A 14,269-nucleotide genomic window follows, 5' to 3' on the forward strand; every position below is an offset into this window, starting at 1 on the left:
GACCTGGTATGTCGGGTAGTGGGCGGTGACGTAATTACCAACGGCTTGCAGGAGGTGGGTCTTACCGAGGCCGGCGTCGCCGTAGATGAACAGAGGGTTGTAGGACCGGCCGGGGGTCTCGGCTACCGCCTGGGCTGCAGCGTGGGCGAATCTGTTGGAGGTCCCGATGACAAAGTCCTCGAAGGTCAATCGACCGGCAAACGGGATGTCGGTACGCGTCGCTGTGGGTCGGGTCAGGGGATCGAGGGCTAAGGCGACCGGTGGTTCGGAGGGGGTGCGTGGTTCCGCGGTTGGGGGAATCAGGTCGAGGAGGGCCGGGTCTTCCTCCGGGTCCTCGCGGATGACGATACGTAGCGTCAATTGGTCGTCGCTGACCTCGGCTACCGCCTCATGAACGACGGCGTGGTAGCGACCCTCGATGCGATCCCGGATCAGAGTGCTGGGAACGGAGACGACCAAGGTCTCATCGTCAGCGGTCACTGGTTGGGCGGCGGTGAATGTCATCTGCCAGACCACGTCTGACACCTGGGACTGGATTGCCGCCGCACAGGCCTCCCACAGCACCGTCGCGTCCGCCATCGTTTCCTCCGTTCAGTTATCCACAGATGTGGAATCTGCTGTGGAAAGGCCACCGGAACGCGGAAAACGACCATCGGAGGTCCACTCCGCCCTCTCAGTGGGCGGGGCAACGTAGCAGCCTGTGGATGATGGTGCGCAAGGTCAAATACGACTCCACGTTTTACCTGATCAAGACCTATTTCACGATGAAACGCAACTGACTGGTCTTCTCATGAAAATAGGGTCGTTGCCGCCAGATGAATGCTGTAGAGCACGGGGTGGATCTGTGGAAACTGTGGACAACGATGAACGGAGATCGGGGGTACCTCCGAACGACCGACGGAACTTTTTGTTGGGCACGAGACCGGCGGTTGGCACAGGCCCGGTGACACCCGTAGCCTGAGGTCCGGGTTTCGGACTGTTCCCACTTTCGGAGGGTCCGATCTGATCGGCAGCCGAGCCGGTCCCGTCGACCGAGAGGTGGACGAGTGGGTGCACCAGTACCCCGGCCGACACGAATCGATGGCACCCGGGCGCTCCCCCTCCTGATGACGCCCACCGTGCCAGCAGGAGACCACTGATGAAGCGGACCTACCAGCCCAATACCCGTCGTCGTGCCCGCAAGCACGGCTTCCGGAAGCGCATGCGTACCCGTGCCGGCCGGGCGATTATCAGCGCCAGGCGCCAGAAGGGCCGAGCCCGCCTGTCGGCTTGATCCGTCGACTCAGCCGCCGAGACGACTTCCATGCGCTCCGTAATGACGGACGATGGGTCCGACGCGGGCCGCTCGGGGTCGCCTTTCGCCCGTCAGCTGACCCGGGCGACGTGGTCCGGGTGGCTTACGCCATTCCACGACCGGTTGGTCCTGCAGTGGTACGCAACCGGATACGGCGTCGGTTGCGGTCGATCTTCGTGGAGGTCGAGAGGTCTTCCACCGGTATGCCGGCCGGGGACTACCTGGTCCGGGTTCGACCGGAGGCCTCCGGTGCGACCTACGACGAGCTGCGGCGGTGCCTGATAGATGTCGTCGACACCCTCTCTTCCCCCGCATGATCCGATGAAAACACCTTCTGAACAGGGCATTCTTGTCCGTGGTTTGTTGGCTACCGTTCGTGGCTACCAGCACCTAGCCGCGGGTCGGCCTAGTCCGTGCCGGTACGTCCCGTCGTGCTCGAACTACGCACGAGATGCGGTGGAGCGGCACGGTGCCGGTCGGGGCTCTTGGATGGCCCTACGTCGGATCTGTCGTTGCCACCCGTGGGGGTCTCACGGGTGGGACCCGGTACCCGAAGCCACTCCTGTTTCCACTCGGGGAAGCGCCTGATGTTCGACCTGATCGCCAGCCTTCTGGCCTGGTTCTACTCGCTGGTGCCCAGCGTGGGCCTGGCCATCATCATGTTGACCCTGGTGGTCATGGTGGTTCTAACGCCGGTGACCCTTAAGGGCACCCGGTCGATGATCAAGATGCAGCACCTGGGGCCGGAGCTGAAGAAGATCCAGGCTCGCCACAAGGGAAACCGGGAAACTCTTAACCAGGAGATGATGGCCTTCTACAAGGCCAACAACATCAACCCAATGGGCGGTTGCCTGCCCCTGTTTGCCCAGATGCCTGTTTTTTTGGTGCTCTATCAGGTTCTCCGGGGCATTACCCGGAGGATGTCGGATCTGGGGGATAGCACTGGTTGGGTGGCCGGGCGCTTGAGTGTCGGTGAGACCCTGGGCGGGGCGCCGACCGATCCACAGGCTTTCTACCCGGCGTATGTCGACCACGGCTCGGAAATTTTCCGTGACCTGAGTAACCGGTCAGAGATGGTGTTCCTTGGCATGGACCTCTCGAGGTCGGCAACTAGCGCCCTATCAGAGAGCGTGATAGCCACCCTTCCCTACATCTTGCTGATCTTGGTGGTTGGCGTCAGTTCATGGTTTCAGCAGCGCCAGATTCGGGGCCGCAACCCAGACGCAGCGATCAACCCACAGATGCAAATGATGATGAAGGTGATGCCATTTTTCCTGCCGCTCATCTCCTTCCAGCTCGACGCATCATTGGTCGTCTACTTCGTTGTCTCGAACCTGTACCGGATTGGTCAACAGGCCTATATCACCAGGAGCCTCTACGGGCCGAACGCCGAAGTAACGCCCGTCGTGGTTCCGGAGAAGGTCAAACCGACCAAGGAAACGAAGACGGCTCCTTCTCCGAAGAAAACAAGCCCGACCAGCGAAGATAGGTCATCAAGCGGATCGTCGGCTCGCAGTGGACGGACTACCGCGGGAAGTAATGAGAAGAGTTCTCAACAAATTGACGATGAGGCGCCCGCAGAAGGCGGATCGGAGACACGTACCCCGAAGGCCCGGAAGCCGGCCAAGTCGGCTACCCCGGCAAAGAAAAAGAAAAAAAAGAAGTCCGGCCGTCGTGATCGTAAGGGAGCGACAGACGAGCCAATTTTAATCGACAAGAGGCCGCCGGCGGCCCGTGGACGCGGGGGACGAACGACGCCCCCGGGGACCACACGGGCCCGCGGCTCCAAGAAGAAGAGGAGGAAGTGAGGATGGAGTGGATTGAGACCACCGGTGCTTCACTCGATGAAGCTAAAGAACGTGCGCTGGACAGACTCGGCGTGGCCGAGGATGACCTGGAGGTGGAGGTCCTGGCTGAGCCAAGCCGAACGATGTTCGGCCTGAAGAAATCAGAAGCCCGCCTCCGTGCGCGGGTTCGCCCGACAAGTCCCCGTGCGAAGGTAGATCGGCGTGACCGCAACCGACGGAGCGATCGGAACGGAAGTCAGAACCGGGGTGGATCGTCCGGTCGTAAGGGTCAGGAGAATCGAAGGGGCGGTCGATCCGACGGATCATCAGATGGTGGCTCTGGTCCGAGTTCCCGGTCGAGCGGTAATCGCCGCCGGCGCGCTGGAGAGGATCAAGAGACAGAAAGAGGCAGGTCAGAGGCTGAAAAGGGCCAGAAAACTCAAAGCTCGGAGACGAGCCGAAACAGGGGCCGCCAGAAGGTGGCCAGGGACTCGTCGGTGAAGCCGGCGAATGGAAACGATCGCGGAGGCGATCGAGAGAGGGCTGAGGTGGAGGCTATGGATCTGCAGACGCAGGCCCAGATCACCGAGGATTTCGTTCAGGGGCTGCTCGACAAGATGGGCCTGGACGCCCGGGTGGCGAGCACAATCGACGAGGACCGCCTAACGGTGGAGGCTCAGGGCTTGAACCTGGGCCTGGCCATCGGCCAGCGAGGTGAGACGGTCCGTGCTATTACCGAGCTGTCACGGACGCTGGTCCAACGGAGCTCTGATGGCCAGGCTGAGGGCTCCCTAATCGTTGACATCGGTGGGTACCGTGAGCGACGCCGATCGTTCTTGGCCGACTTCGCCCGGAGTCAAGCTGAAGAGGTGCTGACCGACGGTCGTTCCCGTGCCCTAGAGCCCATGGGCGCTGCGGACCGAAAGGTGGTCCATGACACGATTGGCGAGATTGATGGCCTGATGACGGTTTCTGAAGGCAGTGATGCTGATCGTCGCGTGGTGATCATGGTCGAGTCCGCCGGGTGACAGTCACGGTCGAGGAGATTCTCGACAGGGCGGTCTCGGAGGGGTACCTGACCCCTGCGGTGGCCGCAGAGGGGCCCGCGCACAGCGTGGGTTTCCTTCGTTTTGGGCCGTTGGACGGGGTTTCGAGCCCTTCCGGCTGGTCAGATTTGCATGGTTCTGGCGTGGTGGGGCCACCTGCCGGTGCTTTGGCCGTCGATCTGGGCACCGGCGGTGGGATACCGGGCCTGGTCCTGGCCACCTTGACAATGTGCCGTTGGGTGCTGGTTGACCGGGGGGAACGGCGGGGGTCCTTTCTCCGATGGGCCGTTCGCCGGTTGGGCCTTGGGGATCGCGTGGAGGTCGTGGTGGCCGATGCGGTCGACGTTGGCCGAGGACCACTCCGAGGCAAGGCGAATCTGGTGACGGCCCGGGGCTTCGCTGGCCCGGGGCCAACGGCGGAGTGTGGTGCCCCCCTCCTCTTGCCCGGCGGGTTTCTGGTGGTCAGCGAGCCTCCGGACGAAACCCAGGGCCGGGCCGGACGGTGGGAGGACGGTGGCCTGCGGGCAATGGGCCTGGAGGACTGGGGTGGTTGGCACACTGGCCAGGCCGGTTATCGAGCTATGCGGCTGGTGGCCGACTGTCCGAACCGGTTTCCCCGACGGTTCAGCCGTCAGCTCTCGGACCCGCTCATCCAAGGGTGACGGGACGGAATGTTCCACGTGGAACACTCCACGATCTGTAAAAGGGAATAGTTCCTAACAAATATTGGCGCAACGTGTTCCACGTGGAACATGCGGCTACCAGGACCCCGAATTCGCTCTGTTTGAGGGGTTTCAACCTTTCCAGATCACTTGCCGGAGGGTGATTGCATTGGGGTCGCTCCGGGTGCATGATGCATCCAATGCCGTTTGAGAACGGGCGCTCCCGTGTCATTGCTGTCGCCAACCAGAAGGGTGGGGTGGGCAAGACCACCACCACGATCAATCTCGGAGCGGCAATGGCCGAGGAGGGAAGGAAGGTCCTCCTGGTGGACCTAGACCCCCAGGCTAATGCCACCACCGGCGTCGGGGTGTCTAGCCGGGACCTCGAGGCTTCGATCTACGAGGTATTGCTCCAACGAGTTGCTCTGGTCGATGTGCTCAGGCCCACAGACGTGCCCAACCTGGACCTAGTGCCGTCTAGCCTTCCGTTGGCCGGAGCGGAGATCGAGTTGGTGACGGCGTTCAGCCGTGAACATCGGCTGGAACGGGCGTTGGACGAGGTGGTCGACGATTATGACCTGATCCTCATCGACTGCCCCCCGGCTCTGGGGCTGCTGACCGTGAATGCGCTGGTGGTGGCCGGCGAGGTGGTAGTTCCCATCCAGTGTGAGTACTACGCCCTGGAGGGTTTGGGACAACTGGTGGGCAATGTGGACCTGGTTAGGTCAAACCTGAATCCGGACCTGGAGATCTCCCACATTGCGCTTGTCATGTACGACGCCCGGACCAAACTGTCCGAACAGGTATCTGACGAGGTCAGGGCCTATTTTGGTGAAAAGGTGTGCCGGCAGGTTATTCCCCGGTCAATCCGCCTGTCGGAGGCCCCTTCATTCGGTCAGCCGATCACCGTGTTCGATCCGACATGTCGGGGTGCTGTGGCATACCGACAACTTGCTAAGGAGGTCTTGGGATGAAGAAGAGCGGTTTGGGAAGGGGTCTCTCTGCGCTGATCCCGGAAGGAGGCGTCCCCGGGACCCTGCACCCTCTAGCCGAAGGATTGGCGAGTGATCCGTCGACGACAGTCGAAATGGAGGTCACGGGGGGGATGCGATTCGAGAAGGTGTCGGTGGCCGACATCTCTCCCAATCCGTACCAGCCCCGTCAAAGCTTCGACGATGAGAAGATGGCCGAGCTCACTGCCTCCATTCGTGAGCAGGGGGTCCTTCAGCCCCTTCTCCTGCGGAAAAGCTCCGACGGCTACGAGTTGGTGGCCGGTGAACGGCGATGGCGTGCTGCTCGGCGGGCCGGCCTGGCCACTGTCCCGGCCGTAGTCCGCTCGGTGGAGGACCGGGATTCACTGGAGCAGGCCATCGTGGAGAATCTCCACCGTGACGACCTCAACCCATTGGAGGAGGCCGCCGCCTTCCATCGTTTGATGGACGATTTTGGCCTTACCCAACACGAGGTTGCCGTGCGAGTCGGCCGCAGTCGCCCAGCGGTAGCCAACAGCCTGCGCCTCCTGCAACTACCCGACGTTGTACAGCAGTTGATCATGGACGGATCGCTGTCGGCCGGACACGCTCGGGCCTTGGCTGGCCTGGGAGACCGTCCGCTAATCGAGCGCCTGGCTGCTCGGGTGGTTGACGAAGGGTTGTCGGTCCGACAGACAGAGGACCTGGTGCGGTCGTTGGATGAGGTGACTGTGCCCGTGGTGGATCTTTCTGGCGAGGTCACGGCCCGGCCGCGGGACGCGGCCCTGCTGGAGGTTGAACAGATCCTGGCTGATCGGCTTGACACCACGGTTCGGGTAGTCACCCGGGGCCGTAAGGGCCGGATTGTCGTGGAATTTGCTGACCTAGACGATCTGGAGCGCCTTTTTCGCCTATTGGAGGGCTGACCCGGTCAGGAACCCGGTCGGTCAGGCGTTGGCCACTGCTGGCGGGGTCGGATCGGCAGCCGGATCGGCGATCCACCGGGCGATAGCACCGGCTAGAGCATCGGCAATTTCGGCCGTCGACAGGACCACTACTGACGGCGGGGCGAGACTGCAAAGGACAGCTGGCATCCGGGTTTGCCGCAGCACGGGGATCCGACGGCCCAGGCATTCGGTGGCCGGTATATCGGCCGACAGGAGGGCACGGTCCAAGCCGGAGGCGCACTGGTGGGCCAACCGGAATCCACCCTCGCTCTGGAATTCCTTGATGGCAAAGTAGCTAATACGTGAATGAGAATAAGTCTCAATACGGAGTCCAAGGTAGAGGACGGCTTGGAACTCGTTAGCTGTGGCCGCCTGTGTCTCCTCGTTGGGATGGTCGAGGTCCAACAGGTGGGCGCCCCTGGCCCGAAGTGTCCGGCTCAAGGCTGCGCTGAGGGCCGCAGAGCTACCGAACTGGCCGACGGCCAGGCGCTGACCGTGCAGTTCGGGACTGCCTTGCCGTAGCCGGTCCAGCTCGCGTACCTGTGCCACCGTGGTTCGGCCTGCTGGTCGACCTAACAGTTGGCGCAACACCTGGATGGTTTGCGGTCCGGCGATCCTGTCCACGGCCAAGGCGGTATTCCGCTGGAAGTCAGCCAGGGCCCCCGCCGTGTCCGGACCGAAGATCCCGTCGATCCGTCCGGCGTCAAAACCCAGACTTCCCAGACGGAGCTGTAGCTCAGCGACATCCTCGCCCCGGAACATCGGGAAATGGAGGTAGAGGTGGCGGTCACCTAGGCGTAACCCGGCCTCGACCAGGGCGGCCTGGGTGGTCTCGTCAACTAGACCGTGCTCGTCCAGGCCGCGTTCAGTCTGAAAGGCCAACAACGACCGCGTGGTTTCGGGTCCAAAATACCCATCGGCCTCCTCGACCCCGTCTACCCGGTGCCCGGCAGCCGCCAAGCGACGGTGGAGGTCACTGACCAATGCCCCCCGATCGTTGGGACGAAGCGGCTTGGACATCGGCCAGACGACCGGAGCAGGGAGCCGGCTTAGAGGTACCCAGCCAGCTCCTCGAGGAGCTGGGGTTTGCCCTTAGCGCCCACCAGGCGCTTGGCCGGGAGGCCACCGTCGAACAGGATCAGGGTGGGGATGCTCATCACCTCAAATCGGCGAGCCAGGTCTGGAGCTTCATCCACGTTGACCTTGGCCACTCGGAGCGAACCGGTTTGTTCTGAGGCGATCTCCTCCAGGATGGGAGCAATCATCTTGCACGGACCACACCACTCGGCCCAAAAGTCGACCAGCACCGGTTCGACGGCTGACCCGATCTCCTCGTCAAACGTGGTCTCAGAAAGGTTCGTGATGACAGCGGCCATGGGAGTCTCTTCTCTCGGGTCTGTGGCTATGGATGTTTTCTATCGGCTTGCCGGGTTGAAGGCTCGGCAGGGCCAGATCGTTGGGCGGACTAGTTAGTCAGCGCGGCTCTCGAGCCAGCGCTCGGCGTCAAGGGCTGCCATGCACCCGGAGGAGGCGGCGGTCACGGCCTGACGGTAGGTGTGGTCTTGGACGTCGCCGCAGGCGAAGACGCCCTCTACGTTGGTCGTCGACCGGTCAGCACCTGTGATCAGGTAGCCAGCCTCGTCCATGTCCAGTTGCCCGGTGAACAAGTCGGTGTTTGGCCGGTGGCCGATGGCGATGAACACGCCGGTGACCGGGAGACGACGGGACTTGCCCGTCACCGTGTCCCGGAGGTCCAGTGCCTCGACCTTGGAATCGCCCAGAATGTCGTCGACGACGGTGTTCCAAGCGAATTCGATCTTCGGGTTATCGAAGGCCCGTCGTTGCATGATCTTGGAGGCCCGGAGATTGTCACGTCGGTGGACCAGGGTCACCTTGCTAGCGAAACGTGTCAGGAAGCCGGCTTCCTCGAGGGCCGAGTCGCCGCCGCCCACCACGGCGATCTCCTGGTCTCGGAAAAAGAACCCGTCGCACGTGGCACAGGTCGAAAGGCCGTGTCCGATGAGTCGTCGCTCGGCCTCCAGGCCCAGCATGACCGATCGGGCACCGGTGGACACGACCACGGCGTCGGCCGTGTAGGTCGGCTCGGGAGTCTCGGGATCACCGATCCAGATCTTGAACGGCCCGGTCGATAGGTCAACTCTGGACACTTTCTCGGTGATGATCTCCGCTCCGAACCGCGCCGCCTGGGCCCGCATATCCAGCATGAGCTGGGGGCCCATGATTCCTTCGGGAAAGCCGGGGAAGTTCTCGACGTCGGTAGTCAGCATCAACTGGCCACCCGGCTGGTCGCTAGTCGACGATGGCTCGCCCTCGATGACTAGCGGAGCAAGGTCAGCACGGGCCGTGTAGATGGCCGCGGTCAGGCCGGCTGGTCCGGAACCGATGATGACGACTTCGTAGTGGGGCACGCTCGCTCCTCGCGCGTTCGATGCGTCTTCGCAGGTCAGGGAGTACGTCGGGACCAGAGCCATGCGCCCAGGAGGCAGAGCGCCCCACCCAGCACCAGATGGGCCGACCAGCTCTCGCCGGGGAGGACGAGGTCCAGGAGGCGGAAGGCCCCGATGGAGGCCAACACCACGGCACTGATCAGGCACAACGCCCCGAGGACTCCGTAGACGAGAGCCCGGGTGGCCGTGATGACGGGCTGGGTGGTGGCCGAACGGAGACGCTCCACGGCGTCGACCACCCGGTCTACGAGGGTGGTAGCCCAGTCGCGGCGTTCTTCGGAGTTCTCCGGCGAGGACGTATCGGGGTCGACCGGGGTGGTCATGGGGCGGAGCCTACCGACGGTCGCCCAACGGTGGCCGCTGCGGGGTCAGCCCTTCAGGGTGAAGCAGAGGCCGATCAGGCCGGGCCCGCCGTGGCTGGCCACCACGGGACCGATTACTCCGACCCGGAGTGCGGAGGGATCGACGAGGGGGGCCAACATTTCGACCAGGTCCCCGATGTCTTCGGCCTGAGCGTGCATCACCGAGAGGGTCTCGATGTCCTCTGCATGTTCAGCCACTTTGTCCCGGAGCCACCCGAGAGACTTTTTCCGGGTCCGTTGGCGACCAGCCTCTTCAACCACACCACTGCTGATGTCAATCAGCGGCTTGATTGACAGCATGCTGCCTAGCAGGGCCTGGGCGTTGCCAATCCGCCCGCCCTTCTTCAGGTTCTCGAGGGTGTCGATGGCTCCGAAGACACGGGTCCGGTCCCGCATGCCCTCGACCAGGGTCACTACCTCGTCGGTCGATGCACCGCGAGCCGCCGCCTGGGCGGCGGCTTGCACCATGACCCCCAGGCCGGCCGTCACCGAACGGCTATCGACGACCCGGACGTCGCCGTCGACCTCGCGGGCAGCCAGTTCCGAGGACTCCATAGTGGCTGAGACGCCGCTGGACAGGTTGATGCAGACAATGGCGTCCGCCCCCTCAGCGAAGCGTCTGCGGAAAACCTCCTGGAATGCGCCGGGAGCCGGGGCCGCGGTTTGCGGGAGGTCCTCACTGGAGGCCATCCGCCGATAGAACTCCTCGACGTCAAGCTCCTCCCGGTCGAGGAAGACCTCCTCGCCAAACCGGATGCTTAGGGGGACGATGTCGACGCCAAGGGCCTCGGCCTCCCCTGGGGTGAGATCGCTGGCGCTGTCGGTGACGATGCGGACGGTCATGGGGCCTCCTTGGGTCTGCCGGATCGTACTCGCACCGCCCGGATCCACCAGATGGCCAGCACGGCGAGGGCGCCGACGAACAGCAGGACGCCAGCCCCGGGCAGGCTGGTTGTCCGGACCATGAGGTGTGCCGACTCCAACTGCAACAGCTGGGCGTCGTCTGGTGACCGGACGGTGATTTGCAGGCGAGCATCGCCTGAGGTCCGAGCCCGGACCGGGATGGTGATCCGGTTAGTACCTGGGCTGAGGACAGCGGGTAGGACGTCGCCCTCGGGGAACTCCAGCCGACCATCGCTCTGCACTACCAGGACGACCTGGGCGTCGGTCGGCAGGTCGTTGTGGATAGTGAACGGGATCTCAGCCCGCCGGCTGGTGAGCCGTACGCTCTGGTCGGACGGCGTGGTGAAGGCCCGAAGGACCTCGCTGACTGACGCGTACACCGAGTTCAGGTAGGCGGTCATGTGGTCGGTGTCCAACTCGGCTGCTGCCGTGACCTCGAGGAGGTCGTTGAGCGCCGCGGCGTCGGGATGGGGGCCGCCGAGGATGGCCGTGTAGGCGGCGACGGCCCGCTCAGCGAGGCTGCGGTCCGTGGCCCGCCGGGACATGGGGGTGACGGCATCCGGCCAGAGGCCATAGTTGATTGCCGCAGCGGCGTCCGAGGCCCGGGCGGCATCGAACAGGTCGGGAAGCGGTCGGACCTGTAGGAATGGCGCCTCGTCTAGGACGCCTAGTACCAGATCCAGGGTCAAGGGGTCCACGGGCTGGCCGTCCGGGGCGGTCAGCACAGCGGTCCGGGTAACCGTCGGGTCAGACCAGGCCAGGAGGGCGAGATCGGCCACCAGGTACTGAGCGGCCGAGACGGCACCCTGAGAATCAACCAGGTGGTGGGCCAGGTTGGGGTCGGCTACCAGGGCGGTACGGGCTGCGCCGTTGCCGGTCACTAGCCGGGCGGGCAGGGTTGCCTCAGCCGACGCCGCCAGCGGGCGAGGGTTGAGGTGGTCAGCCGACACGATGAACCGTTCAGCTCCCAGTTGGTTCAGGAGGTCCAGGGTGTCGGGTACGGCGGTGGGGGGGAGCACGAAGATCGAGCGATCGGGTACTACGCCCAGGAGGTCGGCTACCACCTGGTCGCCGTGGTCCATCAGGTCTCGGTGCACGTCAGGCCGACCGGCCCGTCTCCAGGCCTCGGGGTCGGCGGTTACGAAGGGCGCAGACTGGAGGCGGAGGCCTGCGGTGCTGGCCCGTACCAGGTCAGCCAACAGCCGGGCGTGGTCCAGGTCGTCGGACCGGGCTAGCCCGAGCACGGTAGCTGGCGGGAGGCGGACATCCAGCGGAATCCTGGGATGGTCGAGAGCGGCCTGGACTACACCGTCCAGCCGGTAGATGGTGGCCTCGTCCAGCCTGAGGCTGCCGTCCGGGTGGAGGGGCGGTGGTCCGTCGATGGCCAAGCTGATGCCGACCAGGAGAGGCCGATGGGCGGCCGCCTGACCCTCGGGGACCACCGGGAGGTGGACAAGGGGGGTAGTCAGGCGATCGAGGAGGCGTTCCTGGTCGTCGACCAGGGTGACAGAGAGTGGGTAGACGCCACCTGGACGGGATTCAAGACGACCCTCGGTGCCTACCTGGAGAACGAGCGAGGCCACTCCGGCAGAATTACGCACCTCGGCCACGGGTATCTCGACCGGGTTTCCCAGCGGGGAGTCCGGCATTTCGTCCCACAGGGCTAGGAGGCTTCGCCGGTCGACGGCCCGGTGGAGTTGGAGGACCAACCTCGCCTCGTCGATAGCCCCAGTGATCCGCAGGTCCAGTGCCAGGTCACCGTCGTCGGCGATCCACGGTGACTGGGCAATCAGCGAAACGCTCGCCGAACCGGTGTTGGCGGCTCCCGCTGGGCTGACAGGTAGGACCAGCGTGGTGGCTAGCACCCCCGTGGCCAGAAGGCGGAGGATCATCGACCTGTGGTGGAGCCCAGCACGGCCAGACCTTCGTCCCGGGAGATGAAGCCGTGGCGCCGGTAGAGGGTCTGGGCTGGTCCATTGTCGGGCTGGGTGTTGACCCAGACGTCCCGAACCCCATGCCGGATAAGCCAGGCCAGGGCGTCGGCCAGTAGGGCGCTCCCCATGCCGACCCGCTGGTGGTCCGGGTGGACGGCCAGACGCTGGATGAACCCGTTTCTGACCGTGCGACCGGTCAGAGCGAAGCCGACCGTCCGACCGTGGCGTCGTACCAGCCGACGTCGGTTCACGTCGGTGGCGTCACAGGCCTCGGCGAACGCCGAAGTGTCGAATCGCCAGATATCGGTTGAACCGGTGAACGCCGCCTCGTCCACGGCCAGGGCTTCGGCCAGGTGCCTGGCTCCGAGGCGGCGGACTCGATGGACGGCATGGACCGGAGCCGGAGGGATGGCTGGGTCCAGGATCCGGTGGAGGAGGGCCAGGTGCTCGACGGGCCGGAAGCCGGCGACTTCGAAGGGGCGTTGGTCGTGGCGGGCCAGCGCTGTGGTCAGGACCGTGGTCACGCCGCGGTCGGCCAGGTGGACCATCATCTCGTTGATGGTTCGGTCGTCTGGGACAGGACCGCCAACAGCGACTACCTGTACCGTCGAAGGCTTGCCCTGCCACGGGCTGATCCGCAAGATCGTTCCTTGACCGACTACCAGGTTCTCCACTCCCACGGGGCTGGAACCACTTGGAAGGCCGCGTCGTAACCGCCACAAGTTTCCGCGCTGGGTTGGGGAGGGCGTTTGAACGTCGATGGCCACAGGGTACGAGCCGACCGCCGACCGCCGGGGGTCGTGGTAGACGTAGCCCGGAAGCCGATGGAGTCTGAGAGATACGCTCGCTAGGTGTCTGTCCTTTTGGTGACCGACGAGCGGTTCTTGGACCACCAGTCGGGTCTCCGTCACCCGGAACGGCCGGCCCGGTTGACCGCCGTCTGGGAGGGCCTCGATGCGGCGGGGTTGGGGGACGCCGTAATCCGCCGAGAACCCGTGGAGGCCCCCGAGGAAGACCTCCTGCGGGTCCATCCAGCGGGCCATCTGGAGGCCCTTGAAGCTTTGGCCTGCTCGGGTGGAGGCCGCGTAGACGCCGATACAGCCATGGGGCCGGGATCGTGGACGGCGGCCCGCCTGGCTGCCGGGGCCGGCCTGGTGGCAGTGGATAGCCTCCGAGCGGGCGAGGCCGACATGGCGTTCTGTGCCGTCCGCCCGCCGGGTCACCATGCCACGCCCACCCGATCCATGGGATTCTGTCTGCTCAACAACGTGGCGGTGACGGCTACCGCGCTGGCCGATGCAGGCGAACGAGTGGCCATCGTGGACATCGACGCCCACCATGGCAACGGCACCCAGGAAGCCTTCTTCGGCGACGGGCGGGTGCTGTTTGCGTCGTGCCACCAGTGGCCGCTCTATCCCGGTACCGGAGCGGCCGATGAGGTGGGGACCGGGGAGGGTGAGGGAACGACCATCAACGTGCCGCTGCCGGCCGGTGCCGCCGGCAATACCTACCGGCACGCTCTGGACGCCCTGATCGTGCCGGCCGTCGAACGGTTCGCCCCCGACTGGCTGCTTGTCTCGGCGGGGTTCGACGCCCACCGGGCCGATCCGTTAACCGACCTGGGGTTGTCGTCGGGTGACTATGCCGACCTGATGGAACGGCTGACCGCCTTGGTGTCTCGGGGACGGCTTGTGGCCTTCCTGGAGGGTGGCTATGACCTCGGTGCACTGGCTGACTCGGCGGGGGCTGTGGTGGCTGCTGCCCTCGGGATCCGGCACCGTCCTGAGTCGTCCACCGGGGAGGGACCCGGACGCGAGGTCGTAGATGCCCAGGTTCTGCGACACGGGGTGGATCAGTGAGCACGCCGGACGGTCCAGTCCCTGCCGGCATCTTTG

At 64.6% G+C, this 14,269-nt stretch carries 15 protein-coding genes and 2 pseudogenes; 8 read left to right on the forward strand and 9 right to left on the reverse strand.

Translation table 11 applies throughout. From position 1 onward, the window contains the following. Positions 1-192, reverse strand: a pseudogene (locus MK181_10015) (DnaA/Hda family protein). 249 nt (positions 193-441) lie between these two features. After that, positions 442-504 (reverse strand): annotated as a pseudogene (locus MK181_10020) (hypothetical protein). A 634-nt stretch (positions 505-1,138) separates the two neighbouring features. Here MK181_10020 and rpmH point away from each other — a divergent pair. The 7 genes from rpmH (at position 1,139) to MK181_10055 (ending at position 6,686) form a co-directional block, all read left to right on the forward strand. Beyond that, positions 1,139-1,273 (forward strand): 50S ribosomal protein L34, encoded by a 135-nt coding sequence (rpmH, locus tag MK181_10025; GenBank protein MCH2420134.1) that lies wholly within the window; start codon positions 1,139-1,141, stop codon positions 1,271-1,273. 608 nt (positions 1,274-1,881) lie between these two features. Continuing rightward, positions 1,882-3,102: a YidC/Oxa1 family membrane protein insertase gene (locus MK181_10030; GenBank protein MCH2420135.1), complete on the forward strand. Its 1,221-nt coding sequence runs from the start codon at positions 1,882-1,884 to the stop codon at positions 3,100-3,102. Between the two features lie 201 nt (positions 3,103-3,303). Beyond that, positions 3,304-3,582: a hypothetical protein gene (locus MK181_10035; protein MCH2420136.1), complete on the forward strand. Its 279-nt coding sequence runs from the start codon at positions 3,304-3,306 to the stop codon at positions 3,580-3,582. A gap of 56 nt (positions 3,583-3,638) precedes the next feature. Then, the gene (locus MK181_10040) at positions 3,639-4,109 is read left to right on the forward strand and encodes a hypothetical protein (GenBank protein MCH2420137.1); all 471 of its coding nucleotides are present in this window, start codon (positions 3,639-3,641) and stop codon (positions 4,107-4,109) included. A gap of 161 nt (positions 4,110-4,270) precedes the next feature. After that, a complete protein-coding gene (locus MK181_10045) occupies positions 4,271-4,789 on the forward strand; it encodes a class I SAM-dependent methyltransferase (GenBank protein MCH2420138.1) in 519 nt (172 codons plus the stop codon). A 200-nt stretch (positions 4,790-4,989) separates the two neighbouring features. Continuing rightward, positions 4,990-5,763 (forward strand): AAA family ATPase, encoded by a 774-nt coding sequence (locus MK181_10050; protein MCH2420139.1) that lies wholly within the window; start codon positions 4,990-4,992, stop codon positions 5,761-5,763. After that, positions 5,760-6,686 carry a ParB/RepB/Spo0J family partition protein gene (locus MK181_10055; GenBank protein ID MCH2420140.1) on the forward strand — a complete coding sequence of 309 codons (927 nt, stop codon included), beginning with the start codon at positions 5,760-5,762 and terminating at the stop codon, positions 6,684-6,686. The genes MK181_10050 and MK181_10055 overlap by 4 nt, the downstream gene beginning before the upstream one ends. A gap of 21 nt (positions 6,687-6,707) precedes the next feature. Here the strand turns inward: MK181_10055 and MK181_10060 are convergent, their stop codons facing one another. The 7 genes from MK181_10060 to MK181_10090 form a co-directional block, all read right to left on the reverse strand. Then, entirely contained in the window at positions 6,708-7,727 is a 1,020-nt protein-coding gene (locus MK181_10060; GenBank protein MCH2420141.1) for a peptidoglycan-binding protein, read from the reverse strand. A gap of 29 nt (positions 7,728-7,756) precedes the next feature. Then, entirely contained in the window at positions 7,757-8,083 is a 327-nt protein-coding gene (gene trxA, locus MK181_10065; GenBank protein MCH2420142.1) for a thioredoxin, read from the reverse strand. 93 nt (positions 8,084-8,176) lie between these two features. Further along, positions 8,177-9,136 carry a thioredoxin-disulfide reductase gene (gene trxB / locus MK181_10070; GenBank protein ID MCH2420143.1) on the reverse strand — a complete coding sequence of 320 codons (960 nt, stop codon included), beginning with the start codon at positions 9,134-9,136 and terminating at the stop codon, positions 8,177-8,179. Positions 9,137-9,171: 35 nt separating this feature from the next. Next, positions 9,172-9,498 (reverse strand): hypothetical protein, encoded by a 327-nt coding sequence (locus tag MK181_10075; protein ID MCH2420144.1) that lies wholly within the window; start codon positions 9,496-9,498, stop codon positions 9,172-9,174. A 45-nt stretch (positions 9,499-9,543) separates the two neighbouring features. Then, positions 9,544-10,380, reverse strand: coding sequence for a DegV family protein (locus MK181_10080; protein ID MCH2420145.1), 837 nt, complete (start codon positions 10,378-10,380; stop codon positions 9,544-9,546). Further along, entirely contained in the window at positions 10,377-12,332 is a 1,956-nt protein-coding gene (locus tag MK181_10085; protein ID MCH2420146.1) for a DUF6049 family protein, read from the reverse strand. Before MK181_10085 ends, MK181_10080 begins: the two co-directional genes overlap by 4 nt. After that, positions 12,329-13,015 carry a GNAT family N-acetyltransferase gene (locus tag MK181_10090; protein ID MCH2420147.1) on the reverse strand — a complete coding sequence of 229 codons (687 nt, stop codon included), beginning with the start codon at positions 13,013-13,015 and terminating at the stop codon, positions 12,329-12,331. Before MK181_10090 ends, MK181_10085 begins: the two co-directional genes overlap by 4 nt. 210 nt (positions 13,016-13,225) lie before the next feature. On the opposite strand from MK181_10090, the gene MK181_10095 reads away from it, so the two are divergent. Beyond that, the gene (locus tag MK181_10095) at positions 13,226-14,233 is read left to right on the forward strand and encodes a histone deacetylase (GenBank protein ID MCH2420148.1); all 1,008 of its coding nucleotides are present in this window, start codon (positions 13,226-13,228) and stop codon (positions 14,231-14,233) included. The last annotated feature ends 36 nt before the right edge of the window (positions 14,234-14,269 follow it).

It is taken from the genome of Acidimicrobiales bacterium (assembly GCA_022452035.1).
Classification (GTDB): domain Bacteria; phylum Actinomycetota; class Acidimicrobiia; order Acidimicrobiales; family MedAcidi-G1; genus UBA9410.